This is a genomic window from Pseudomonas syringae, from assembly GCF_001698815.1.
Lineage (GTDB): Bacteria > Pseudomonadota > Gammaproteobacteria > Pseudomonadales > Pseudomonadaceae > Aquipseudomonas > Aquipseudomonas syringae_A.
Genome location: NZ_LGSI01000051.1, coordinates 182119 through 207723, shown reverse-complemented (window position 1 = coordinate 207723; position 25605 = coordinate 182119). Strand labels below are relative to the sequence as shown.

Genomic DNA, 25605 nt, shown 5'->3' with positions numbered 1-25605 from the left:
GGGAAGTGCACTGGTCAGGTACCCACTACCCAGGAAGTGACGACCCCCAGTAAAACAGGCCCTAAAAGCCCCTGGCGGTCGGACGCCGAGTATAGACAGTTAGGTCGCTAATGACAACGCGAAGACCTACCGCTAATAGCGGATTGCTTTAGTAGGATAAAAGGCGTAAACGGCAGGTATTTTCGAGGAAAAAGTAGCCCTGTAAGCCTTCTGGAACACGACTTTAGGCAAATTGACTTTAGAATTTATCTCACTATAGTGGTGCGGGCCCTGCGTGGGGGGTCTGTCTGATGATTTGAAGCATAAATAGGAGGCCACATGGCTGACAAAAAAGCGCAGTTGATCATCGAGGGCGCAGCCCCCGTCGAGCTGCCCATTCTGACCGGCACCGTAGGTCCCGATGTAATCGACGTACGCGGTCTTACCGCCACCGGCCGCTTCACATTTGACCCTGGTTTCATGTCGACCGCCTCTTGCGAGTCGAAAATCACCTATATCGATGGTGACAACGGTATCTTGCTGCATCGGGGCTATCCGATCGAGCAACTCGCCGATCAGTCCGACTACCTGGAAACCTGCTACCTGCTGCTCAATGGCGAACTGCCAACCGCCGAGCAGAAGGCCCAGTTCGTGGTAATCGTCAAGAACCACACCATGGTTCACGAGCAGTTGAAGACCTTTTTCAACGGCTTCCGTCGCGACGCCCACCCGATGGCCGTCATGTGCGGCGTAGTCGGCGCACTGTCGGCGTTCTATCACGACTCTCTGGACATCAACAATCCACAGCACCGTGAAATTTCGGCGATCCGTCTGGTCGCGAAAATGCCGACCCTGGCAGCAATGGTTTACAAGTACTCCATGGGTCAACCCATGATGTACCCGCGCAATGACCTGAGCTACGCGGAAAACTTCCTGCACATGATGTTCAACACCCCGTGCGAGATAAAACCGATCAGCCCGGTATTGGCCAAGGCGATGGACAAGATTTTCATCCTCCACGCCGATCATGAGCAGAATGCCTCGACGTCCACCGTACGGATGGCAGGCTCCTCGGGTGCCAACCCGTTCGCCTGTATCGCTGCCGGTATCGCTGCGCTCTGGGGTCCGGCACACGGCGGCGCCAACGAAGCGGTATTGTCCATGCTTGACGAGATTGGCGATGTTTCGAACATCGACAAGTTCATCGCCAAGGCCAAGGACAAGAACGATCCGTTCAAGCTGATGGGCTTCGGTCACCGGGTTTACAAGAACCGCGACCCGCGCGCCACTGTGATGAAGCAGACCTGCGACGAAGTCCTCAAGGAACTGGGCATTACCAATGACCCACAACTTGAACTGGCCATGCGCCTGGAAGAGATCGCCCTGACCGACCCGTACTTCATCGAACGCTCGCTGTATCCGAACGTCGATTTCTACTCGGGCATCATCCTCAAGGCTATCGGCATCCCGACCAGCATGTTCACCGTGATCTTCGCCCTGGCGCGGACTGTCGGCTGGATTTCGCATTGGAAGGAAATGCTCTCCAGCCCGTACAAGATTGGCCGTCCACGCCAGCTGTACACCGGCTACGTATCACGCGATATCGTGCCTCTGGAAGAACGCAAGTAAGCTCACCGCCGAAAGTGAAAAAGGGCTGCCATTGGCAGCCCTTTTTGCATGTGCGCTATCGCCAATCAATCCAGATCATTTCTTCTCTGCGCGATCCTTCAACGCCTTCAAGGTATTGAAGGGCGCGTCGACCACGAACTTGTTTGCCAACCACGAAGGCACACTACCACCCGGTTCGGTGTGGACCTGGTAAGTGACTTGCGTCCTGTCAGCGCCCAGCGGCAGAAATTTCCAGAAACCCTCTACCTGAGCAACACGCACAAAGCCTTGCTCTTCGGGGATGTACTTGGGCTGTCCTTCCAGTTTGCGAGTCAGGCTGCCATCCGCGCCCTGCTCGGTCGTCACTTCAAGCACCGAGTCGCGCGGCGTCACCGGCCAGGGCGTATTGAACTGGGTGTAGGTCCAGGCCTTGTTGCCCTCATGCTTGAGCAGCTTCTGCGATTTGCACTCATGAACCCAGGCACAGGCGCCGACTACGTCTTCCTGTAACCCGCGCAGCTTGGCGATACTGGCATTGATCACGGTCTCGCCGCGATAAGCCTTGTATTTGGAGCCCGCCACGTCACTCAGGGAGACCTTGATCCCGCCCTCGTCCTTGGCGACTTGCCAGTCTTCAGCCTGGGCAGTTGCTGCCATCAGCACCGTAAATCCACAGACGACCGCTATTCGATGCAGCGAACCCATTGTTGTATTCCTTATTGTTGGAAATTCGATAAATCACTTCTGCCGAACAGCGCTTTTCATGCAACTGCTGTCGCCGCCTCCCACCAATTGATGATGCGAATGGCGTCAGCCTGATCAATCCCACAGACATCGGCTGCTGCCTTGAACTGGCTGCACACCGCAGGCCGCTCGGGCTTGCCAAACAAGCCACATAGCGCTTCGACCGATAAATGCAGGCAACGTTCTCCAGCGGGCTTACCTTCTGGCATGCCCGGAATGGGAGAACTGATGGAAGGAGCAATACAGCAGGCACCACAACCGGAGCGGCATTCCATGACTCATACACTTTGCAAAAATGACGAGCAGATAGTAACCGCTGAAACGACTGTTTGAAAATGATTGGATTCCGGGTGGCCCACGCAGGTGCGCGAAACCCGACTATTGCTTGAACTTGAAGTCCAGCGCGGCACCCTCGACATCGCGCCGATTGTCATTGCGCATCTGCAACTGCATTTCATTGCTCAACAGTCGGCCATTGAGCTCAAACGGTCCTCCACCCGAGGAGCCATCACCAAACATCTGCGGCAATACCGGCTTGCGCGTCGAAGTGATCACCGATTTAGGCGGCGTCATCTGCTTGACCAGCTCCGGGGGCAGACTCAGATCCAGCTTGGGTGAGTTCAGACGCGTATCTTTAGTCACTTCGTTCTTCGCCGTGACGGTTTTCTTACCCCCCTGCTCGCGCTTGAGGGTAAGCGTGGACTCAGCTTTGGTCTTGGCGATGGGAATGGTGGATGCAGGCGCTTTGGCGTTGCCATCCTTGGGCAACGCTGCCTGGATATCCACGGGCGCCTTGGCAGCGCGGGACCCGCCGCCTTTGGTGACGACTACCGGCACCACTCCAACGTTGGGTTTCAACTCATGCACCGCTGGCCGCGACGGTTCGGCCGGCGACACCGTCGCTTCGACAATCTTGGACTCGGGCTCGACGATAGCCGCCGGTGCTTCAAGAGCCGGAGTCAGATTCGGGGTCAGGACGGCAGACGTTTCGACTTTCTTTTCAGCAGCAACTTTCGGCTTGGGTACAGCAGCGTCCTGAGAATCACAGGCACTCAGCAGAAAAATGATCAACAATCCGACACAGCGAAAGGCATTCATAGGCAACGGCAGTCAAGGTTGAGAATCATATGCTGGCCTCTTGACTTGCCCGTGACAAGCCAAGAGATCCAAACGGACACAATTTGCGACGTTTACGCGAGCTAGAGCCTTGCGCGCCCCTTCAATACGGTTCGACCGCTTCCTGACAGAGTTGTTTCGCCAACATTCCCAAGGTCATCAAGGCGCGTTCAGCCTCACGATTCCAAGGGACGCCACAGTTAAGACGAATGCAGTGGTTAAACTGTTCTGTATTGCTGAAGATCAGCCCTGGAGCGATGCTGATGCCCTGCTCAAGCGCCCGGACATGGAGATCCTGGGTGTTCACCCGCCCCGGCAAACTCACCCAAAGGATAAATCCACCGGTTGGACGACTCATTTGCGTGCCTTCGGGGAAAAACTGCTGCACCGCCAACTGAAAGGCGCTGAGGTTTTTCCGGTATTCAAGGCGAATGAAGCGCAAATGCCGGTCATAACCGCCGTTTTCAAGGTACGCCGCTACACCCATCTGCGTGACACTGCAGGCTGAATGAGTACTGAATGTCTGGAGACGCTGAATTTCAGGCTGATATTTGCCGGCAATCATCCAGCCAATACGCACGCCCGGCGACAAGGTCTTGGAAAAGCTGGAGCAGTAAATCACCCTGCCCAACCGATCAAATGCTTTCAACGCCTTGGTCCGGCCCAGCTCGAACATCAGCTCGCCATAGATATCGTCTTCAACGATCTGGATATCAAAATCGGAGGCCAGGCGCAGCAGGTGTTTTTGCCGCTCTTCCGGAATGGTGCCACCCAATGGATTGCTCAGCCGGGAAGTCAGCACCAGCGCCTTGATCGACCACTGGTTGGCCGCCAACTGCAAGGCTTCCAGGCTGATTCCTGTGGCCGGGTCACTGGGAATTTCAATAACCTTCAGGCCCAACAGATCCGCCAACTGCAACAGGCCGTAATAGGTGGGTGACTCGGCGGCGATCAGATCGCCAGGACGCGTCAGAACCCGAAGCGACATCTGCAGGGCATCAACGCAACCGTGGGTGATAACCACTTCAGACGGATCGACTACGACACCAGCATCACGCATTCGAATTGCAACCTGACGGCGCAACGGCTCGAATCCGGGGCTGAACATATAGCTGAAGGCACGCGGGCTGTGAAAACGGGTGACCTTGGCGATCTGCTGGTGCAAGGCGCGGACCGGCAGATAATCGACGTGGGGCACTGCCGCTCCGAGAGGGAACACACCTTCGCGCCGCGATTCGACCAATACCTGTTGAATGATGCTGCTGCGGGTAACCAGACCCGGCCGCTCGACACGGGCAATATCAGGCGTCGGCGCGGTGAGCGCGGGCGTCTGGTGTACGTAATAGCCCGACTGCGGCCGCGCGCGAATCAAACCCTGGTCTTCCAGATTCGCATAGGCCTGCAGAACGGTTGCATGGCTGACGTTAAGCTGCGAACTCATCTTGCGCACCGATGGAACGCGCTCGCCGGGCTGATAAACACCACGACGAATGTCTTCGGCCAATTGCTGGGCGATTCTTTGGTAAAGCAGAAGATTGGTCATCGAACGGCCTCATTGCTGCCGGCGACTTATTTTTATAGAGGAATAAATCGAGTAGTCACCAGAACAGTTTCGAAGTGTACTGGGACAGTTTGCTTATCCGCCAGTCCTGAAGCGATTGAATTAAATAATGACCGGGTGTAGCGGCCAATTGAAACGCTGAATCGGACAGATATCCGCTGCCCGAATCTCGGGCAGCGGCTTTATTTCAGCGAGCAGCGCCTAAACGACCGTTGGCGTCGGAAAAAACGATTTCCACACGGCGGTTCTGCGCCCTGCCCCGCTCGGAGGCGTTCACTTCGACGGGATACTGAGCCCCATAGCCCTGAACTTCGACGCGTTTATCGTCGATTCCCAGGTCAGTCAGCACATCGGCGACCGATTGAGCCCGATCTTTGGAAAGTTGCAGGTTGGCCTGCTCGTCGCCGGTGTTATCCGCGTAACCCTCGATGCGCACCACACGCTGCGGATTGAGCAGCAGAAACTGCACGACCTTGAGTACGGTGCGATTTGCCGAGTTCTTGAGTTCCGCATGCCCGGTATCGAACAGAACATCGCCCAACGTCATGACCAGGCCGCGCTCGGTCTGGGTCGTGGCCAGACTGACGATTTGGTCTTCAAGCCACTTGCCCTGCTGTTGAGCGCTGGCCAGCTTGGCTTCACGCAACGCCAGTTGCAGACGCTGGCGGTCCATCTCCATCTTGGCCAGGCGCTCTTGATTGAGCAGCAGATTGCTGTTTTCCTGTGCTATTTCGCTGTAGCGACTGCTGAGATAGGCGTAATGCGCGACGTCATCACCACTGCCCACATAGCTGGAAAGCCGTTCGGCACGACCAAGCAATTCTCCGGCCCGGATCACATCTCTGGGTGCACTGCGCAACACGTCGGTATCTTCGCGAACCTTCTGAAAGTCAGCACTGGCTTGCTGTAATGACTGCCCACTGCTCGGATGACCGGCGCAGCCGTAAAGCCCGGCAGATCCCAGCAGCAGACACAGACTCAACAGACGTGGCAGACGATTCATTGCGTCACCCCCAACTGTTTGCGCAAACGATTGAGTCGGGTGTTGAGCTGAGTGATCTGTTCCTGGCTTTTCGCCGTCAGGACTCGCGCTTCGGCCAACCGCGCATCCAGCTCCGCCTGTTCAGCGCTCATGCGCGCCTGCTTGTAGGATTTGTTAGCCATGTCAGCGCGAACCTGGATCAGCTTCTCTTCCGCGGTTTGCAATTCGGGTTGCTCGTCGGTGGCGCCGACCGCCTTCGCTTGCTCGACGGCTTTTTCAGTCAGTTTCAGTTGTTCGATCGGCGCCGGATCGCTGGCGCAGCCAACTAACGTGGCGACCGCCAGAGCGGCAAATAATGGGCGAATACTCACAAAACATTCCTACTTGTTTGGGGCGCTGACGCTGGCCGGTTGCAGTAGCTGCGCTTTCCAGAGTTCCAGATTGCGCGTCACCGCTTCGCCCGACAGGTCGGAGGCGGCCGATTCTGTCATCTTTTTCGCCAGCTGTCCGCGCAGCCATGAATCGTTACAGGCCGAATTAAAAGAAAGCGCCAGGTATAGACCCGGCTTGTCCACGGCTGTCGGTTGGGCAATCAGGTCCTGGGAAAGCCCCAGAGTCTGGACCATCGCCATGCCGGCATAGCGCCCGGCGAGGACATAATCCACCTGCCCCAGCATCAGCTTTTGAAAAACCTCGGTCAGTCCTGGCAGGCGCTCAACGCTCAGGTGTTCCTTGACTGCCGCGCTGAACGGCGAGGTCAGGCGGATTCTTTCCGAGGCCGCGCCCCGATGACCCGCCAGATCGGTGAGAGCACTGAACGGCTGCGCCTGATCACGCCGATTCCAGATCATGATGTCGTTATGGCTGATAGGCGGATGAACGTAGTCCAGCGAGTCCAGCTCTGCGACATTCAACGGCGCATCCACCAGCAGATCCATGCGCCCGCTGCGCACTTCGTCCACCGCTTGGCTGCGTTTGCCGGCGTACAGCAGCTCGACTTTGATGCCAATATCCGCCGCTGCCCGCTTGAGCAAATCCGCGTTCGCACCGATCAGATGTTTCGGATCCTGCGGATCACGCCATAGGAATGGCGGTGCGTCCGGACTGCCGGTGGCGATCAGGCGCTCACATTTTCCTGCGGCAAAAGTCAGGCTCGGGCCGAGCAACAAGCCCAGAAGAAGCGATGACAGCAGCCACTTGGGCTGACCCATGAGAGCATCCTTTTTAAAATCCAATAAAAAACCCGCCTATCCAAACCGCACAAGCCCGCAGCAACCCGCCGCAGTGCTCATCCAGCCCGAATAGACGGGTCTCTTTATAAGTGAAGCGTCTGGATTAAACCAGCTTCTCCAGCTCAGGTATTGCTTCGAACAGATCAGCTACCAGACCGTAATCAGCCACCTGGAAAATCGGCGCTTCTTCGTCCTTGTTGATCGCAACGATCACCTTGGAGTCTTTCATGCCGGCCAGATGCTGGATCGCGCCGGAAATACCGACCGCAATGTATAGCTGTGGCGCGACGATCTTGCCGGTCTGACCGACCTGCATATCGTTGGGTACGAAGCCTGCATCAACCGCAGCGCGGGAAGCGCCGACAGCTGCGCCGAGTTTGTCCGCCAGAGCGTACAGGTGCTTGAAGTTGTCGCCATTCTGCATGCCGCGACCGCCGGAAACGACGATTTTGGCAGCGGTCAATTCAGGACGATCAGACTTGGCCAGCTCTTCGCCGACAAAGCTTGATTTTCCTGCATCGTGAGCCGCGGAAACCGCCTCAACGGTAGCCGAACCACCTTCAGCGGCAACCGGATCGAAACCGGTGGAACGCACGGTGATGACTTTTACCGCAGCGGAGGACTGAACCGTCGCAATGGCGTTACCGGCATAGATCGGACGCTTGAAGGTGTCCGGCGATTCTACCGAGATGATTTCGGAGATCTGATCCACATCCAGTTGCGCCGCAACGCGGGGCAGGATGTTTTTGCCGTTGGAAGTTGCCGCAGCCAGGATGTGGCTGTAGCCCGCAGCCAGCTCTACCACCAGCGGCGCGATGTTTTCCGGCAACTGGTGCGCGTAGGCTGCATTGTCGGCCGACAGCACTTTACTCACGCCAGCGATCTTTGCAGCGGCTTCAGCAACAGCGCCTGCGCCAAGACCGGCAACCAGCACGTGAATGTCGCCGCCGATTTTGGCCGCAGCGGCCACGGTGTTCAGGGTAGCCGGAGCCAGCGTCGCGTTGTCGTGTTCGGCGATTACTAGGATAGTCATAGTCAGGCTCTCCAATTCAAAGCACCTTCGCTTCGTTTTTCAGTTTCTCAACCAGTTCAGCAACCGACTTGACCTTGATGCCCGCGCTGCGTGCAGCCGGCGCTTCGACCTTGAGGGTCTTGGTCGTGGAGGCAGTGGAAACACCCAGGGCGTCCGGAGTCAGGACTTCCAGCGGCTTCTTCTTGGCCTTCATGATGTTCGGCAACGACGCATAACGCGGCTCGTTCAGACGCAGATCAGTGGTCACGATGGCAGGCAGGCTCAGGGAAACAGTCTGCGCGCCGCCGTCGATTTCACGGGTCACCGCAACCTTGTCGCCACTCACTTCGACTTTCGAAGCGAACGTGCCCTGACCATAACCGCTCAACGCCGCCAGCATCTGGCCGGTCTGGTTGTTGTCGCTGTCGATGGCTTGCTTACCCAGGATCACCAGCTGAGGCTGTTCCTTGGCAACAACGGCGTTCAGCAGCTTGGCCACGGCCAGGGAGTTCAGTTCGTCAGCGCACTCAACGAGGATGGCGCGATCGGCACCCAGTGCCAATGCGGTACGCAGTTGCTCCTGAGCGGTGGTCGGGCCGATGGAAACGACGACGATCTCGGTAGCAACGCCCTTCTCTTTCAGGCGAACAGCTTCTTCCACGGCGATTTCGCAGAAGGGGTTCATCGACATTTTGACGTTAGCGAGATCGACGCCGGAGTTGTCCGCTTTGACGCGAACCTTGACGTTGTAGTCGACCACTCGTTTGACAGCTACAAGAACCTTCATGGATTCCTCGTTTCTCTCCGGTGAAAAGAAAGTCGCCAGGGCAGACCTGGGACTGGCAGCAAAAGCATTCTCGAATACGCTGCGATCCAGCGCTATTCGTAAAGACCGAAGGGTGGGTTCACAAACCAAAACCACCAAAATCTGGGATAAACGCCCCGGGCCGTACATCTGGCGTACACGGGTGTGTAAACTGCGCACCGCGCAATGACTGACCGTTCCGGGCTTGCAGCGCTTTAGAGCGCGAAACAAGTCGAGGATTCGACCACGGCAAGTGCAAACCGCCCGTATCTTGACCGCAACGTGATTTCTGGTCAATACGACAAAACTGCCAGTGATAAGCCGCGCGACCATGATTTGTCTGGCCTGCGGATAATTCAAACAAACGTTTGTATTGGACCTGTCGGGTGGTGTAGATATAATGCGCCGCATTTGATGGCGAGCAGGCAGTGAATGCCTCCGCACGTCGGTTTGTACGCTGCCTATAAAAAAATACTGATGAGCCTTGAGTAGGAGATAGCCTGTGGAACGCGAATTTATGGAATTCGACGTAGTCATCGTCGGCGCCGGCCCGGCCGGGCTTTCTGCCGCGTGCCGCCTGAAGCAGAAGGCCGCCGAAGCCGGTCAGGAAATCAGCGTCTGCGTAGTCGAAAAAGGCTCCGAAGTGGGCGCGCACATTTTGTCCGGCGCGGTGTTCGAACCCCGCGCCCTGAACGAACTGTTCCCGGACTGGAAGGAACTCGGCGCACCGCTGAATACCCCGGTCACCCGCGATGATATTTATGTCCTGCGCAGCGCCGAAAATTCGGTCAAGGTCCCGAACTTCTTCGTGCCCAAGACCATGCACAACGATGGCAACTACATCATCTCCCTGGGTAATCTGTGCCGCTGGCTGGCCCAGCAGGCTGAAAATCTGGGCGTGGAAATCTATCCGGGCTTCGCTGCCCAGGAAGCATTGTTCGACGAGAACGGCGTAGTGCGCGGGATCATTACCGGTGATCTGGGCGTGGACCGTGAAGGCCATCCGAAAGAAGGCCTCTTCACCCCCGGCATGGAACTGCGCGGCAAGTACACGCTATTCGCCGAAGGTTGCCGTGGCCATATCGGCAAGCAACTGATCAAGCGTTTCAACCTCGACACCGAAGGCGATACCCAGCATTACGGCATCGGCCTTAAGGAAATCTGGGAAGTCGACCCGGCCAAGCATGAGCCAGGCCTTGTGGTGCACACCGCCGGCTGGCCGCTTGATGACGACAACATGGGCGGTTCCTTCCTTTATCACCTGGAAAACAATCAGGTGGTGGTCGGTTTGATCATCGATCTGTCCTACAGCAATCCGTACCTGTCGCCGTTCGACGAGTTCCAGCGCTACAAGCATCACCCGGTGGTCAAGCAGTACCTGGAAGGCGGCAAGCGCATCAGCTACGGCGCACGTGCGATCTGTAAAGGTGGCCTGAATTCCCTTCCGAAAATGGTTTTCCCCGGCGGCGCACTGATTGGCTGCGACCTGGGCACCCTGAACTTCGCCAAGATCAAAGGCAGCCATACCGCCATGAAGTCCGGCATGCTCGCTGCTGACTCGGTGGCCGAGGCGCTGCTGGCTGGTAAGGAAGGTGGCGACGAGCTGCACGCATACGTGGAGTCGTTCAAGTCCAGCTGGCTGTACGAAGAGCTGTTCGCCAGCCGCAACTTTGGCCCGGCGCTGCACAAATACGGCGCGATCATGGGCGGTGCGTTCAACTTCCTCGATCAGAACTTCTTCGGCGGCAAGCTGCCGTTTACCCTGCACGACACCCAGCCGGATTACGCCTGCATGAAGCTCGCGGCCGACTCGAAGAAGATCGACTACCCGAAACCCGACGGCAAGCTCAGTTTCGATAAGCTCAGCTCGGTGTTCATCTCCGGTACCAACCACGAAGAGGAGCAGCCTTGCCACTTGAAGCTGACCGATCCGAGCATTCCCATCGGTACCAACCTGCCTCTGTACGACGAACCGGCCCAGCGTTACTGCCCGGCGGGCGTTTATGAAGTGGTGACCAAGGAAGACGGCGAGAAGCGCTTCCAGATCAACGCCCAGAACTGCGTGCACTGCAAGACCTGCGACATCAAGGACCCTTCCCAGAACATTACCTGGGTAGCACCTGAAGGCAGCGGCGGCCCGACTTACCCGAACATGTAATTGAGTCGCTGCTAGCTGAAAACCAGAAAGCCCCTTCGGGGGCTTTTTTGTGCACGCTCGTCAGGCAGGAATTCTCAGGCTGATGCCCTCTTCGCCCGGGCTGCGGTTGAAGTACCGTTTGTATTCGCGGCTGAACTGCGAGGTGCTTTGATAGCCCACGCGATGTGCAACCTGCGCGACACCCAGGCCTTCGGCGACCAGCATCTGTTGCGCCTTGAGCAAGCGCAGGCGCTTCAGATACTGAACTGGCGACAGCAAGGTGCTGCGCTTGAAATACTCATGGAACGTGGAAGCGCTCATGTTCGCCTGGCGGGCCAGGATGTCGACATTCAGCGGCTCGTCATAATGACTGTGCAGATAGGCCAGGGAAGCGGCGACACGGGCGAAATGACTCTGCTGGGCCACCAGCGCCCGCAGCACACCGGCCTGCGGCCCACGCAGCGCCGCATACAGAACCTCGCGCAGCCGCGACTGGCCCATCACCTGACACTCAAGGGGATCGTGCAGGCAGCGCAACAAGCGCTCCACACTCTCACGCATCGGTGAATCCAGCACGGCTGAAGTCATGGACTCCGGTGTCTGGGCCTCGACGATCAGATCCGGCGTCGTGCCTATGGCTTGCACCAGCTCACCGAGCATCACTCGATCGATCGCCACCGACACGCCGAACAACGGCGCTTGCGGCGTCGCGAAGGTCTCGCACATGAACGGCACCGAAAGCGCCTGCACCAGATAATGACCTGCGCCATAGTCCAGCGTGCGCGAGCCCAGGCTGGCCAGTTTGCCGCCTTGGGCGATGATCATCAGGCTCGGCTCGTAGATTTGCGGGCTGCTGGCCACATAGCTGTGCATCGACACCACGTGCACCTCCGGCAACAGCGTCGACACAAAACCTGCGCGCGTCGCCAGGGGTTTGATCAGGGCGACAAGGGCGGCATTGGCATCGGAATGATGGGCTAACGACATGAGACACCGAGCAGAGGATTAGACACTTGCATCATCGCAGATCTCTATTGCATGCAGGTTGGAGGCAGGCCAGTTCCGGAGGATTAGGCATGAATTGCGCAGGAATGACCATGGTCGTCATGGCTGCACGCCCGGACAATGCCCCACATCTTTACCCGCCACCTTTTTTGTGAGGTTCATCCATGATCAAAGCCATCGGCTATGCCGCCCAATCGGCTACCGCCCCGCTCGCCCCCATGAATTTCGAACGTCGCAGCCCTCGGCCGGATGACGTCGCTATTGAAATTCTGTTCTGCGGCGTCTGCCACTCCGACATCCACCAGGCCCGCAACGAATGGGGCTTTGCTGCCTACCCGTTAATGCCCGGCCATGAAATCGTCGGTAAAGTCACTGCCGTCGGCGCTGACGTCAGCAAGTTCAAAGTCGGCCAGCTGGTCGGCGTTGGCTGCATGGTCGATTCGTGCCGCACCTGCGAAGCCTGTAAAGCCGATCTGGAGAATTACTGCCTGGAAGGCCCGACCCAGACTTACGCTTCCAAGGATCGCATCGATGGCACCCTAACCATGGGTGGCTATTCCAACAGCATCGTGGTCAGTGATCGCTTTGTCGTGAGCATCCCGGAGAAACTGGATCCGGCCGCCGCCGCGCCGATTCTGTGCGCCGGCATCACCACCTATTCGCCACTCAAGCACTTCGGCGTCAAAGCCGGGCATAAAGTGGGCGTTTTGGGCATGGGTGGCCTGGGCCACATGGGCATCAAATTCGCCAAGGCCATGGGCGCTGAAGTCACCTTGTTCACCCGCTCGGCGAGCAAGGCTGAGGAAGGTCGTCGTCAAGGCGCTGATCATGTGATCATTTCCACAGACGACGCGCAGATGAAGGCAGCAGCCGGTCACTTCGACTTCCTGCTGGACACCATTCCAGTACAGCACGATCTGAACCCGTACCTGGAAACCCTGCGCTTTGACGGCGTGCACATCCTGGTGGGCCTGATCGAGCCGGTCAATCCGCCGCTGCACGCAGTCAATCTGGTCATGAAGCGTCGCGTGCTGGCCGGTTCAATGATTGGCGGCATGGCGGAAACCCAGGAAGTGCTGGATTTCTGCGCAGAACACGACATCACCTGCGACATCGAGATGCTGGATATCCAGAACATCAACGAGGCGTTCGAGCGGGTCGTCAAAGGCGACGTGAAGTATCGCTTCGTGATTGATATGGCGACGTTGAAGGCTTAAGGCGCTTTTGTAGGACCGAATTCATTCGGGAGTGGATTATTCAGACGATAGAGCGTCATTGTCTCTACCAGAGCCCTCCCGAATAAATTCGGTCCTACAGTTACCCTCAGCCGTAGAACACGCTACCCCCCAAGTTCAGCAGACAGTCGCGCCGCGGTCTGCTTGATCAGCGGGACCAGATCGGCCATTTTCTCCAGCGGCATGTAAGGCACGGTGCTGGCAATACTGATACCGGCAATGATCTGCTTGCTGGCATCGCGAATCGGTGCCGCCACACAGCGGATCGACGGCTCGTTGTCTTCCAGGTCGAAGGCATAACCGCCTTGCACGTACTCGCGCATGCGCTGACGCAACTCTTCCCACGACTGCTCCTGATGCGCTGGCCAAAGTGGATTCTTGCCACCCACTGGCAGGCTGATGGCATACAGGCGTTGCCATTCGGATTCGGCACTGTCGAGCAATAACGCCTTGCCGATGCCGGTGCGGAACAACGGCATACGGTGGCCGACCCGCGAACGCATTTCCGGGCCGTTGCGTCCCGGATTCTTGTGCAGGTACAGCACCTCGTCGTCATCGCGAACCGCCAGATGCACGGTATCGCCGGTCAACTCCGAAAGCTCATCCAGATACGGTCGCGCCAGCATGGCCAGCGGCACTTCTTCGCGCGCCTGAAAACCCAGTTCGATGAGCTTGGGGCCGAGCAGATAACCCACTTGTGGCAGCACCCGCAGATAACGCTCCTCCACCAGGCAACTCGCCAGGCGATGGGTCGTGCTGCGCGTCGTGCCGATCTGCCGGGCAATTTCCTTGAGGTCACGCGCGCCGCCGGCAACGGCCTGGATGACGCCCAGCCCGCGCAGCAGGGTTTGCGTGCCGGTGGGCGCCGAATCCTTCGTGGCGCTGCTGGTTGCAGGATGGTCGGAAACTGGCTGCATATCAGGCCTTATAAGATCAGAAAGCTGGCGGCATTATCGTCGCCAGCTCTTGTGCATGCCAGTGATCAAATTTCGATCCGCTCAACCTTACCCACCAACAGGATGTAGGACAGCGCCCCGATCAGTGCCAGCACAGAGATATAGGTGATGGCCGGTGCGAAGGAGTCCCCGGATACCAGGAAGCCGATCACGATAGGTGTGGCGATTGCAGACAGGTTGCCGATGAAGTTGAAGGTGCCGCCGGTCAATCCCAAAAGCCGCGCCGGAGCCAGGGTCGACACCAGCGACCAAGTGATCGAGGCCAGCCCGTTGCCGAAGAACGCCAATGCCAGAAACGCGATCACCAGCGGCGTCGAGTCGACGAAGTTAGCGCCAATGATCGACGTGGAAATCAACAAGCCGGCAATGATCGGCAGCTTGCGCGCGAAGCCCACGGTGTGACCCCGACGAATCAGCCAGTCCGAGAAAAATCCGGAGCACAGCACACCGACGAACGCGGCGAGAAACGGCAACGAAGCCAGCAGCCCGGACTTGATGAAATCCATGCCCCGGTACTTCACGAGGTAAGTCGGGAACCAGGTGAGGAAGAACCACAGCGTCGAGTTGAGGCAGAATTGCCCCAGATAAATGCCCCACAGCTTGCGTTTGGTGAGCACGATGCCCAAGTCCAGCCAGCTGAAGCCGCGTTTGCTTTTCTCGGTATCGGCCTGAATATCCACCAGCCCGCCACCTTCGCGAATCAGCTGGATTTCCGCTTCGTTGACGCCTTTGAAGTCACGTGGCTCGCGATAGACCATGTACCAGATCGCCGCCCAGATCACGCCGATTGCGCCGGTACTGACGAAGACCATGTGCCAGCCGTAAGTCGCCTGCAGCCAGGCCAATACCGGAGTCAGGAATGCCAAACCGACAAACTGCCCGGACGTATAGAAACCAATCGCCGTGGCGCGCTCGCGTTCCGGGAACCAGGTGGTGACCACGCGACTGTTGATCGGATAGGCCGGGGCTTCCAGCGCGCCGACGGCCATGCGCAGCACGAACAGCGCGATGAAGCTGGCGGCAAAGCCCAGCATGATGGTGGCAATGGACCAGAGCAGCAGCGCTGCGGTGTAGAGGATGCGCGGCGGAACCCGGTCAACCAGCCAGCCACCGGGCAATTGCATGGCGGCGTAAGTCCAGCCGAACGCCGAGAAGATCAGCCCGACGTGAATCGGATCAATACCCAGTTCGCTGGTCAGCGCCGGCGCGGCAATCGACAGGTTGCTGCGGTCCAGATAGTTGATCACCACGGTGATGAACAGCAGCACCATGATGAAGTAGCGTTTGCGGGTCGGCGTCACTAAAGACGCCGCGCCCTCAAGGATTCGGGTTTGCATGGAAGTGCCTCTTTTTATGTTTATTGAGGTCATGAGGTAATGTTGACTAGCGAGTACTCGTAGGACCGGCTTTAGCCGGGAGGACGCCGCAACATGCGCTGCATCTGCTACGTCAGAAATACCGCTCTCCCGGCTAAAGCCAGTCCTACGGGATTGCCGGTGGACGCATGTCCATCACCACTCCGCAAAACTCCCATCGGCATGGCGCCAGATCGGGTTGCGCCAGCGGTGGCCGATGGCGGCGCGTTCCTTGACGTATTCCTCGTTGATCTCGATGCCCAGGCCCGGGCCGTTGGGGATCTTCACCATGCCTTTGTCGTAGTCGAACACCTCGGGATTCTTGATGTAATCCAGCAGGTCATTGCTCTCGTTGTAGTGAATGCCCAGGCTTTGCTCCTGAATGAACGCGTTGTAGCAGACCGCATCCAGTTGCAGGCACGCCGCCAGGGCAATCGGGCCGAGCGGACAATGCAGCGCCAGGGCCACGTCGTAGGCTTCGGCCATGTTGGCGATCTTGCGGGTTTCGGTGATGCCGCCGGCGTGGGACGCATCCGGCTGGATGATGTCGACGTAGCCTTCGCTCAACACGCGCTTGAAGTCCCAGCGCGAGAACAGCCGCTCGCCCAGAGCAATCGGCGTGCTGGTCAGAGGCGCCAGCTCTTTGAGGGCTTCGTAGTTTTCGCTGAGCACGGGTTCTTCGATGAACATCAGCTTGTACGGGTCCAGCTCTTTCATCAGCACCTTGGCCATAGGTTTGTGCACCCGGCCATGGAAATCCACACCAATGCCGACGTTCGGCCCGACCGCATCGCGCACCGCAGCAACGTTGGCCAGGGCGAGGTCAACCTTGTCAAAGGTGTCGAGGAATTGCAGCTCTTCGGTGCCGTTCATCTTGATCGCCGTGAAACCACGCGCCACCGCTTCTTTCGCGGCGCGGGCGGTGTCGGCAGGTCGATCACCACCGATCCACGAATAGACACGAATCTTGTCCCGCACCTGGCCGCCTAGCAGGTCGCTGACCGACACGCCCAGATGCTTGCCCTTGATGTCCCACAGCGCCTGATCGATGCCGGCCAGGGCGCTCATGTGGATGGCGCCGCCACGATAGAAGCCGCCGCGATACAGCACGGTCCAGATATCTTCGATGTTGCGCGGATCCTTGCCGATCAGATAATCGGAAAGTTCTTCGACAGCCGCCGCAACGGTATGCGCGCGGCCTTCAACCACGGGCTCGCCCCAGCCGGTGATGCCCTGGTCGGTTTCAATTTTCAGGAAACACCAGCGCGGCGGAACGATAAAAGTCGTGAGTTTGGTGATTTTCATGGGTGCGATTTCTCTTGTTTGAAGTGGGCGTCTCGTGCGCCGATCAGTTCAACGGTCGATCAGTTCAATTAGCGGCGGCAGTCAGCTGCGTCCAGGCCGCGACATAAGCCTTGGCCCGCTCGGCGACGTCTTCCGCGCTCATGCCGGGTTTGAATAACCCCGAGCCCAGGCCGAAGCCTTTGACGCCGGCATCGAGGAAGACTTTCATGTTGTCGGGGCTGATGCCACCCACCGGGATCAGCGCGGTGCCTGCTGGTAGAACCGCGAGCCAGGCCTTGACCACCGCCGGGCTCATTTGCTCGGCCGGGAACAATTTGAGTACGTCAGCGCCTTCGGCCAGCGCGGCAAAGGCTTCGGTCGGCGTGGCCACGCCGGGTGAAAGGAACAGCCCGGCAGCCTTGGCGGCACGCAGGACCTTGGCGTCGCTGTGCGGCATGACGATCACCTGACCGCCCGCCTCTTTCACCAGCTCGACTTGCTCCGGCGTCAACACCGTGCCCGCGCCAATCAGGCAATCGGCGGGCAGGCTTTGGCGCAACAGACGGATGCTGTCGTAGGGCTGTGGGGAATTGAGCGGTACTTCGATGACGCGGAAACCGGCCTGATACAACACGTCGCCAATGGCGGGCGCCTCTTCGGGACGCAAACCACGAAGGATAGCGATCAGACCGTTCTGGACCAGCGCTTGCTTGAGCATTTCAAACCTCTGCTTGAGTGGATGCGAGCAAGCCGGCCTTGACCGCTACTTGCCATAAACCGCGCTCGGTGGCTTGTTCGGCCACCGTCACGTGAAGAAATCCGCAGGCCTTCAGGGCGCGGCCATAACGCAGGCAAAGTTGCTCGCCGCCAATCAGGATGACGGCGGGGAGTACCTCATGAAGATTGCGTTGCAAGCCGGCAAGGGTCGCCAGCTCATGCCCGATCAGCAAGCCCGACAGATAATCAGGCTGCGCCGCCGGGGACAGCTGGCCGGTCAGGCCAAGCGTGCGGCAACTGAAGATAGTCGACAGCGGCCCTGCTGCGCCGTCGGCGGACAGCGCAACGGATACGCCACGATCGAACGCGGCCTCGTCGAAAGCATCGCTGCGCTGCATGGTGCGGCCGAGGATCGTGTGAGCGCTCAGCGCAGCGAAGACCTCGCCGGTCATGAAGGTGTCGAAGTGGACAATGCAGCCGTCAGCCGCCTGCACCCATTTCGAATGGCTGCCGGGCAGACCGATCAGCAAGGGTTTGCGGGTTTCCGCCTCGGGCAGCGCCGCGAGGACGCCGAGCACCTGGGTTTCTTCGCCACGCATGACATTGGGCAAGGTCGAACGCTGCAAAACCCCGGGGATGATGTGGATGTCTACGCCACGCTGGCTGCGCACAGTTTGCAGCGCCGAGCTGAGACCAGCGACGCTGGCGGGCGTCTCGCGATAAGCCGCCTCGCGCCAACCCTGGGCGCTGCCGACCATGCCGCAGGCGATCACCGGCAGATCGGGCTGGGCGTCGAGCCAGTCACCACAGGCTTCATCCAGCGCCAGTTCAAAACCGTCGTTGCACATCACACCAGCAATCAGCCGCGGTGTGCTGGGCAGTTGCATGATGCCCGCGCTCAAGGAGCGCTGTTCCAGAACCCGGCCGTGTTCGCCGAGTCGATAAGCACGAAGTGAGGTTGTTCCCCAATCGAGCGCGATCAATTGCGCCTGCATCGCTTCACCTATTATTTTTTGAGCAGTGAGTGCGCAGCGACTATAAGCCGATCAGTTGGTAAATCTCAATATGTAATTTCACATCCCATATTTAGGGATTGTTGATTGCCGGAGCAAGGCTTGCTGTAGGACCGGCTTTAGCCGGGAGGGCAATTGGCGCTCTCGCGACTAAAGTCGCTCCTACGGCCGATTCGCGGGCAAGCCTCGCTCCAACGGGTGCCGGTGTTTGCTGTGCGACAGCGCGGCGTCGAAGACGGGGCGGAACCTCCCACAGTACGCGTTGCTTTGGTAGGAGGGGACTTGTCCCCGAAGCGGCGGCGCAGGCAATGGGTTTTACAGGTAGATCAAGATGGCCCAACCGGCCGCTTCGAGGACAAGTCCTCTCCCACAAAGGACGGGATAACGCGCAAAAAAAAGCCGCCTCGAAGGGCGGCTTTTCACATCAACGCTGCAAGCAACGGATCAACGCTCCAGCAGAATTCGCAGCATGCGACGCAACGGCTCGGCAGCGCCCCACAACAGCTGGTCGCCAACGGTGAATGCGCCCAGGTATTGCGAACCCATGTTCAGCTTGCGCAGACGACCCACCGGAATGCTCATGGTGCCAGTGACGGCAGTCGGGCTGAGTTCCTGGATGCTGGCTTCACGATGGTTCGGCACCAGTTTGACCCAAGGGTTGTGCTGGCTGATCAAACCTTCGATGTCGGCGATTGGCACATCCTTGTTCAGCTTGATGGTCAGCGCCTGGCTGTGGCAGCGCATCGAACCGATACGCACGCAGATGCCATCGACCGGAATCGGGCTCTTGAAGCGACCCAGAATCTTGTTGGTCTCGGCCTGGCCTTTCCATTCTTCACGGCTCTGGCCGTTCGGCAATTCCTTGTCGATCCACGGGATCAGGCTGCCAGCCAATGGCACGCCGAAATTTTCCGTCGGGAACGCATCGCTGCGCATGGCTGCAGCGACCTTGCGGTCGATGTCCAGAATCGCGCTGGACGGGTTGGCCAGCTCGTCGGCGACTGCCGCGTGGGTGGCGCCCATCTGCTTGATCAGCTCACGCATGTTCTGCGCGCCGGCACCGGAAGCCGCCTGATAGGTCATGGCGTTCATCCACTCAACCAGACCGGCTTCGAACAGCCCGCCCAGGCCCATCAGCATCAGGCTGACCGTGCAGTTGCCGCCGATGTAATTCCTGGTGCCCGCGTCGAGTTGCTGATCAATGACCTTGCGGTTCACCGGATCGAGCACGATCACGGCATCGTCCTGCATGCGCAGGCTGGATGCGGCGTCGATCCAGTAACCCTGCCAACCGGCCTCGCGCAGTTTCGGGAACACCTCATTGGTGTAGTCGCCGCCCTGGCAGGTCAGAATCACGTCAAGGGTTTTGAGCTCATCGATGCTGTAGGCATCCTTGAGCGGCGCAACGTCCTTGCCCACGGCAGGGCCTTGGCCACCGACGTTGGAGGTGGTGAAGAATACCGGCTCGATCAGGTCAAAATCCTGCTCTTCCAGCATCCGCTGCATGAGCACGGAACCGACCATGCCGCGCCAACCGATCAGACCTACACGTTTCATCGCAACTACACCCTTTACAAAAAGTGGGCCGCTGCTTTCGATGTCGAAAGTCGCAGCGGACCCGAGATATTACAGATTGCGCAGCGCGGCGACTACCGCATCGCCCATTTCCTGCGTACCGACTTTGGCATTACCTGCCGACCAGATATCACCGGTGCGCAAGCCTTGATCCAGCACCAGGCTCACGGCCTTCTCGATGGCATCGGCGGCAACGGTCTGGTTGAAGCTGTAACGCAGCATCATCGAGACCGACAGGATAGTCGCCAACGGGTTGGCAATGCCTTGTCCAGCGATGTCCGGGGCCGAACCGTGGCACGGCTCGTACATACCTTTATTGTTGGCGTCCAGCGAAGCGGACGGCAGCATGCCGATGGAACCGGTGAGCATCGAAGCTTCGTCGGACAGAATGTCGCCGAACAGGTTGTCGGTGACGATCACGTCGAATTGCTTCGGCGCGCGCACCAGTTGCATGGCGGCATTGTCGACGTACATGTGGCTCAGTTCGACGTCAGGATAATCCTTGGCCACCTGCTCAACCACTTCGCGCCACAGCTGGCTGGAGGCAAGTACGTTGGCCTTGTCCACCGAGCACAGCTTCTTGCCGCGCACACGCGCCATGTCGAAACCGACGCGGGCGATGCGACGGATTTCGCTTTCGCTGTACGGCAGCGTGTCGTAAGCCTGACGCTCGCCGTTTTCCAACACGCGGGTGCCGCGTGGCGCGCCGAAGTAGATGCCGCCGGTCAATTCGCGAACGATCAGGATATCCAGCCCCGCAACGATCTCGGCTTTGAGGCTCGATGCTTCAGCCAGTTGCGGATACAGGATGGCCGGACGCAGGTTGCCGAACAGGCCCAGTTGCGCACGAATCTTCAGCAGACCGCGTTCCGGACGGATGTCACGCTCGATGGTGTCCCATTTCGGGCCGCCCACCGCGCCAAGCAATACGGCATCGGCAGCACGGGCGCGATCCAGGGTTTCGTCGGCCAGCGGCACGCCATGCTTGTCGATGGCCGCGCCGCCGATCACGTCGTGGCTGAGTTCAAAACCCAGCTGATACTTTTCATTGGCGAGTTCCAGCACCTTGACCGCTTCGGTCATGATTTCCGGACCAATGCCATCACCTGGGAGAATCAGAATCTGCTTGCTCATAACATCCTCAAATTTTTATTGCGGCGCTGTGCATCAGCGCCGCTATGAAAACTAGCGTTCGGCCCACAAAACCAGCACATCGGTACTGAATGAACCGTCGGCGGCAATCTCGAAATACTCGCGCACTTCGGCGCCCATCGCCTGCTGCAACTCGCGAATCGCCACGCGCAGGGCTTGCGGCGTGCGCATGCGCTCAACCCACGAACTGTATTCCAGGTGCAGACGCTGACGGCTGTGACTGCGGGTGAACAAGCCAGCTTCGCTGACCTGTCGCAGCCATTCACCTGCCGAGTAATCCCGCACGTGACTGGTATCGCGCAGCACTTCGACGGTCTGCAAATAAGTGTCCAGCAGCGGGCTGCCCGGCGACATGACATCGATGAACGCTGCCACACCGCCCGGTTTCAGTACCCGGCGCACTTCCCGCAAGGCCAGGCCAAGATCGCTCCAGTGATGCGCCGAATAGCGGCTGAACACGAAGTCGAACTCACCGTCCGCGAACGGCAAACGCTCCGCCGCGCCGCACACGGTGCTGATATTGCTCAGCCCGCGATCCTGTGCAGCAGCGGCGACCACATCGAGCATTTGCTGCGAAAGGTCATACGCTACCACTTCGCCAACCGCCGGGGCGACATGAAAGCTCACATGGCCAGCGCCGCAACCCAGGTCCAACACCCGCGCATCGCTGCGCCCCGCCACTTGCGCCTGTAGCAGCGCGAACTCAGTGCCCTGAGCGTGTACGGCACTGCTCAGATAGGCCGCGGCCTGTTCACCGAATTGACGTTGTACGACTTGCGTGTGGACGGTGCTGGTCATTGGCTGCTTCCCAAGAAAAATCTGGATATTCCCCGTTGGAGCGAGGCTTGCCCGCGAAGGCGGTGGGTCAGGAGATGACTATATCGCCTGACAGATCAATTCGCGGGCAAGTCGGAACGCCGCCCGCTCGCTCCAACGGTTACGTAGCTTTATCAGCCGCGAAACAACCACGGCTGGCTGGCGCGGTGCTTGCTCTCAAAGGTGGCAATTGCCTCGCCGTCCTTGAGCGTCAGGCCGATGTCGTCCAGGCCTTCGAGCAGGCAGTGCTTGCGGAACGCATCGATCTCGAAGCTCAAGACCTTGCCATCCGGGCGCGTCACGGTTTGCGTGGCCAGATCAACGTTGAGCTGGTAGCCGGGAGTGGCTTCCACCTGCTGGAACAGTTCATCTACATCGGCTTCGTCGAGAATGATCGGCAACAGGCCGTTCTTGAAGCTGTTGTTGAAGAAGATGTCGGCAAAGCTCGGCGCAATGATCGCGCAGAAACCATATTCTTCCAGCGCCCACGGCGCGTGCTCGCGGCTAGAGCCGCAGCCGAAGTTTTCCCGGGCCAGCAATACGCTGGCGCCTTGATAACGCGCGTCATTGAGCACGAAATCCGGGTTCAGCGGACGCTTGGAGTTGTCCTGATACGGTTGCCCGACATCCAGGTAACGCCATTCATCGAACAGGTTTGGGCCAAAACCCGTGCGTTTGATCGACTTCAAGAACTGCTTGGGAATGATCTGGTCGGTATCGACGTTGGCACGATCCAGAGGAGCGACAAGGCCGGTGTGCTGTGTAAAGGCTTTCATGCTGGGCTCCTCAGTGCTGAATCAAGTCACGGACGTCGACGAAACGACCATTCACGGCGGCGGCGGCGGCCATCGCCGGGCTGACCAGGTGCGTGCGGCCACCGGCGCCTTGACGACCTTCGAAGTTGCGGTTCGACGTGGAAGCGCAGTGTTCGCCGCTTTCCAGGCGATCCGGGTTCATCGCCAGGCACATCGAGCAGCCCGGTTCACGCCATTCGAAACCCGCCTCGATGAAGATCTTGTCCAGACCTTCCTTCTCGGCTTGCGCCTTGACCAGACCTGAACCCGGCACGACGATCGCTTGCTTGATGGTCGAAGCGACTTTGCGGCCTTTGGCGATATCCGCCGCTGCGCGCAAGTCTTCGATCCGCGAGTTGGTGCAGGAACCGATGAACACGCGATCCAGCTGGATATCGGTGATCGCCTGATTGGCCTTGAGGCCCATGTATTTCAAAGCACGCTCGATGGAGTCGCGCTTGACCAGATCCGCTTCCTTGGCCGGGTCCGGGACGTTCTGATCGACAGCAAGGACCATTTCCGGGGACGTGCCCCAGCTGACTTGCGGCTTGATCTGGGTCGCGTCGAGGGTTACCACAGTGTCGAAGTGCGCATCGGCGTCGGAAACCAGGTCTTTCCAGGCTTCAACCGCCATGTCCCATTGCTCGCCTTTGGGTGCGAAAGGACGACCCTTGACGTAGGCAACGGTCTTTTCATCGGTAGCCACAAGGCCGACACGCGCACCGGCTTCGATGGACATGTTGCAGATGGTCATGCGCCCTTCCACCGACAGATCGCGGATCGCGCTGCCGGCAAATTCAATGGCGTGGCCATTGCCGCCAGCGGTGCCGATCTTGCCGATCACCGCCAGGACGATGTCTTTGGCCGTCACGCCGAATGGCAGCTTGCCTTCGACCGACACCAGCATGTTCTTCATTTTCTTGGCGACCAGACACTGGGTGGCGAGCACGTGCTCAACCTCGGAAGTGCCGATGCCGTGGGCCAGCGCGCCAAACGCGCCGTGGGTCGAGGTGTGCGAGTCGCCACAGACCACGGTCATGCCCGGCAAGGTTGCGCCCTGCTCCGGACCGATCACGTGAACGATGCCCTGGCGCACGTCATTCATCTTGAATTCGGTGATGCCATATTCATCGCAGTTGTCGTCCAGGGTCTGAACCTGCAAGCGGGAAACCTGATCGGCAATGGCTTCGATACCGCCTTTGCGCTCAGGGGTCGTCGGTACGTTGTGGTCCGGGGTCGCGATGTTGGCATCAATCCGCCATGGCTTGCGCCCGGCCAGGCGCAGACCTTCGAAGGCTTGCGGCGAAGTCACTTCGTGGATGATGTGACGATCGATATAAATCAGCGACGAGCCATCGTCCCGTCGCTTGACTTCGTGGGCTTCCCAGAGCTTGTCGTACAGCGTTTTGCCGGTCATTGGCACATCCTCATCAGCGTATTTCTATGCTTTGGGCAATCGACTCGATGACCCTTTAGCTTGTGCGGACATGCTATGGAATATGCTTAAATAACTCAAATTCATATTTTTCATGCTTTGGATAACCAACTGGAATCTGACAATGGATCTGGCCAACCTGAACGCGTTTATCGCCATTGCTGAAACCGGCAGTTTCTCGGGCGCCGGCGAACGCTTGCACTTGACCCAACCTGCGATCAGCAAGCGTATCGCCGGTCTGGAGCAGCAGCTCAATGTGCGTCTGTTTGATCGGCTGGGCCGCGAAGTCAGCCTCACCGAAGCGGGACGAGCCTTGCTGCCAAGGGCTTATCAGATCATCGATGTGCTGGAAGACACCCGCCGCGCGCTGACTAACCTCACCGGCGAAGTGACCGGACGCCTGACGCTCGCCACCAGCCACCACATCGGCCTGCATCGGCTTCCTCCTCTATTAAGGGAATTCACCCGCCTGTACCCACTGGTGGCGCTGGATATTCAGTTTCTCGATTCGGAAGTGGCCTACGAAGAAATTCTCCACGGCCGCGCCGAGCTGGCGGTGATCACCCTCGCACCTGATCCGCACCACCTGATCAAGGCCGTGCCGGTCTGGGAAGACCCGCTGGACTTTGTTGCAGCACCGGAACATCCGCTGGCCAACAGCGGCCCGATGACGCTGGAAAACATTGTTCGCTACCCGGCGGTATTCCCCGGCAACAACACCTTTACCCACCACATCGTCAGCGGCCTTTGCGAAGCCCAGGGCCTCAAACCCGATATCGCCATGAGCACCAACTATCTCGAGACCATCAAAATGATGGTGTCCATCGGCCTGGCGTGGAGTGTATTGCCGCGCACCATGCTCGATGAGCAAGTTGCGCGCATTCCCCTGCCCGGCATCCAGCTGACCCGGCATTTGGGGTATATCCTGCATACCGAACGCACGCTGTCCAATGCGGCGCGGGCGTTTATGGGGTTGTTGGATGGGCAGGTCGGCGAATCCTGAATACGCTGTCACAGCTGACGAGGCTGAAGACAACCGATGCCTACAGACAGGAAAGCACCAGGCGCCCTCGACCGGGCGCCTGAGCGAAT

The 25605-nt window shown here is 58.8% G+C and carries 25 protein-coding genes; 5 read left to right on the top strand and 20 right to left on the bottom strand.

The annotated features are described in order from the left end of the window. The first annotated feature begins 318 nt into the window (after window positions 1–318). The gene (gene gltA / locus AFK24_RS18190) at window positions 319–1608 is read left to right on the top strand and encodes a citrate synthase (RefSeq protein WP_020289328.1); all 1290 of its coding nucleotides are present in this window, start codon (window positions 319–321) and stop codon (window positions 1606–1608) included. 75 nt (window positions 1609–1683) lie between these two features. On the opposite strand, the gene AFK24_RS18185 is transcribed toward gltA, so the two are convergent. The 9 genes from AFK24_RS18185 to AFK24_RS18145 form a co-directional block, all read right to left on the bottom strand. Beyond that, window positions 1684–2292: an START domain-containing protein gene (locus tag AFK24_RS18185; RefSeq protein ID WP_065834541.1), complete on the bottom strand. Its 609-nt coding sequence runs from the start codon at window positions 2290–2292 to the stop codon at window positions 1684–1686. Between the two features lie 56 nt (window positions 2293–2348). After that, window positions 2349–2606: a YkgJ family cysteine cluster protein gene (locus AFK24_RS18180; protein ID WP_065834540.1), complete on the bottom strand. Its 258-nt coding sequence runs from the start codon at window positions 2604–2606 to the stop codon at window positions 2349–2351. A gap of 103 nt (window positions 2607–2709) precedes the next feature. Continuing rightward, complete coding sequence (locus AFK24_RS18175) at window positions 2710–3429, bottom strand: hypothetical protein (RefSeq protein WP_065834539.1); 720 nt, start codon at window positions 3427–3429, stop codon at window positions 2710–2712. Window positions 3430–3550: 121 nt separating this feature from the next. Beyond that, on the bottom strand, window positions 3551–4990 hold the full coding sequence (locus tag AFK24_RS18170; RefSeq protein WP_065834538.1) for a PLP-dependent aminotransferase family protein: 1440 nt from the start codon (window positions 4988–4990) through the stop codon (window positions 3551–3553). A gap of 205 nt (window positions 4991–5195) precedes the next feature. Continuing rightward, window positions 5196–6011 (bottom strand): OmpA family protein, encoded by an 816-nt coding sequence (locus tag AFK24_RS18165; RefSeq protein WP_065834537.1) that lies wholly within the window; start codon window positions 6009–6011, stop codon window positions 5196–5198. Then, window positions 6008–6361, bottom strand: coding sequence for a DUF4398 domain-containing protein (locus AFK24_RS18160; protein WP_065834536.1), 354 nt, complete (start codon window positions 6359–6361; stop codon window positions 6008–6010). Before AFK24_RS18160 ends, AFK24_RS18165 begins: the two co-directional genes overlap by 4 nt. Before the next feature lie 9 nt (window positions 6362–6370). Further along, the gene (locus AFK24_RS18155; RefSeq protein WP_065834535.1) at window positions 6371–7201 is read right to left on the bottom strand and encodes a substrate-binding periplasmic protein; all 831 of its coding nucleotides are present in this window, start codon (window positions 7199–7201) and stop codon (window positions 6371–6373) included. A gap of 124 nt (window positions 7202–7325) precedes the next feature. Continuing rightward, window positions 7326–8255 (bottom strand): electron transfer flavoprotein subunit alpha/FixB family protein, encoded by a 930-nt coding sequence (locus tag AFK24_RS18150; RefSeq protein WP_065834534.1) that lies wholly within the window; start codon window positions 8253–8255, stop codon window positions 7326–7328. A 16-nt stretch (window positions 8256–8271) separates the two neighbouring features. After that, a complete protein-coding gene (locus AFK24_RS18145; RefSeq protein ID WP_065834533.1) occupies window positions 8272–9021 on the bottom strand; it encodes an electron transfer flavoprotein subunit beta/FixA family protein in 750 nt (249 codons plus the stop codon). On the opposite strand from AFK24_RS18145, the gene AFK24_RS30840 reads away from it, so the two are divergent. Together AFK24_RS30840 and AFK24_RS18140 are read left to right on the top strand one after the other, a co-directional pair. Then, the gene (locus AFK24_RS30840; RefSeq protein ID WP_139110529.1) at window positions 9020–9229 is read left to right on the top strand and encodes a hypothetical protein; all 210 of its coding nucleotides are present in this window, start codon (window positions 9020–9022) and stop codon (window positions 9227–9229) included. The two genes, AFK24_RS18145 and AFK24_RS30840, sit on opposite strands and share 2 nt — an antisense overlap. A gap of 312 nt (window positions 9230–9541) precedes the next feature. After that, entirely contained in the window at window positions 9542–11197 is a 1656-nt protein-coding gene (locus AFK24_RS18140; RefSeq protein WP_065834532.1) for an electron transfer flavoprotein-ubiquinone oxidoreductase, read from the top strand. Window positions 11198–11257: 60 nt separating this feature from the next. Here AFK24_RS18140 and AFK24_RS18135 read toward each other — a convergent pair whose 3' ends face one another. Continuing rightward, window positions 11258–12163: an AraC family transcriptional regulator gene (locus AFK24_RS18135; protein WP_065834531.1), complete on the bottom strand. Its 906-nt coding sequence runs from the start codon at window positions 12161–12163 to the stop codon at window positions 11258–11260. Between the two features lie 182 nt (window positions 12164–12345). Between AFK24_RS18135 and AFK24_RS18130 the strand changes: the two genes are divergently transcribed. After that, window positions 12346–13398, top strand: coding sequence for an NAD(P)-dependent alcohol dehydrogenase (locus AFK24_RS18130; RefSeq protein WP_065834530.1), 1053 nt, complete (start codon window positions 12346–12348; stop codon window positions 13396–13398). Between the two features lie 122 nt (window positions 13399–13520). On the opposite strand, the gene AFK24_RS18125 is transcribed toward AFK24_RS18130, so the two are convergent. From AFK24_RS18125 to leuC, 10 genes are all read right to left on the bottom strand, one after another. After that, on the bottom strand, window positions 13521–14333 hold the full coding sequence (locus tag AFK24_RS18125) for an IclR family transcriptional regulator (RefSeq protein ID WP_065834529.1): 813 nt from the start codon (window positions 14331–14333) through the stop codon (window positions 13521–13523). Between the two features lie 65 nt (window positions 14334–14398). Further along, window positions 14399–15709, bottom strand: a complete 1311-nt coding sequence (locus AFK24_RS18120) for an MFS transporter (RefSeq protein WP_065834528.1) — start codon at window positions 15707–15709, stop codon at window positions 14399–14401. Window positions 15710–15883: 174 nt separating this feature from the next. Continuing rightward, window positions 15884–17032, bottom strand: a complete 1149-nt coding sequence (gene dgoD, locus AFK24_RS18115; protein WP_065834527.1) for a galactonate dehydratase — start codon at window positions 17030–17032, stop codon at window positions 15884–15886. Window positions 17033–17096: 64 nt separating this feature from the next. Then, window positions 17097–17729: a 2-dehydro-3-deoxy-6-phosphogalactonate aldolase gene (locus tag AFK24_RS18110; protein WP_065834526.1), complete on the bottom strand. Its 633-nt coding sequence runs from the start codon at window positions 17727–17729 to the stop codon at window positions 17097–17099. Between the two features lies 1 nt (window position 17730). After that, window positions 17731–18723 (bottom strand): 2-dehydro-3-deoxygalactonokinase, encoded by a 993-nt coding sequence (locus tag AFK24_RS18105; protein WP_065834525.1) that lies wholly within the window; start codon window positions 18721–18723, stop codon window positions 17731–17733. Between the two features lie 462 nt (window positions 18724–19185). Further along, window positions 19186–20298, bottom strand: a complete 1113-nt coding sequence (gene asd, locus AFK24_RS18100; RefSeq protein ID WP_065834524.1) for an aspartate-semialdehyde dehydrogenase — start codon at window positions 20296–20298, stop codon at window positions 19186–19188. A 69-nt stretch (window positions 20299–20367) separates the two neighbouring features. Beyond that, window positions 20368–21450: a 3-isopropylmalate dehydrogenase gene (leuB, locus tag AFK24_RS18095; RefSeq protein ID WP_065834523.1), complete on the bottom strand. Its 1083-nt coding sequence runs from the start codon at window positions 21448–21450 to the stop codon at window positions 20368–20370. A gap of 51 nt (window positions 21451–21501) precedes the next feature. After that, window positions 21502–22266 (bottom strand): class I SAM-dependent methyltransferase, encoded by a 765-nt coding sequence (locus tag AFK24_RS18090; RefSeq protein WP_065834522.1) that lies wholly within the window; start codon window positions 22264–22266, stop codon window positions 21502–21504. 152 nt (window positions 22267–22418) lie between these two features. After that, on the bottom strand, window positions 22419–23060 hold the full coding sequence (gene leuD / locus AFK24_RS18085; RefSeq protein WP_065834521.1) for a 3-isopropylmalate dehydratase small subunit: 642 nt from the start codon (window positions 23058–23060) through the stop codon (window positions 22419–22421). Between the two features lie 10 nt (window positions 23061–23070). Next, window positions 23071–24495 (bottom strand): 3-isopropylmalate dehydratase large subunit, encoded by a 1425-nt coding sequence (leuC, locus tag AFK24_RS18080; RefSeq protein WP_065834520.1) that lies wholly within the window; start codon window positions 24493–24495, stop codon window positions 23071–23073. A 142-nt stretch (window positions 24496–24637) separates the two neighbouring features. On the opposite strand from leuC, the gene AFK24_RS18075 reads away from it, so the two are divergent. After that, window positions 24638–25516: a LysR family transcriptional regulator gene (locus AFK24_RS18075; protein WP_065834519.1), complete on the top strand. Its 879-nt coding sequence runs from the start codon at window positions 24638–24640 to the stop codon at window positions 25514–25516. The last annotated feature ends 89 nt before the right edge of the window (window positions 25517–25605 follow it).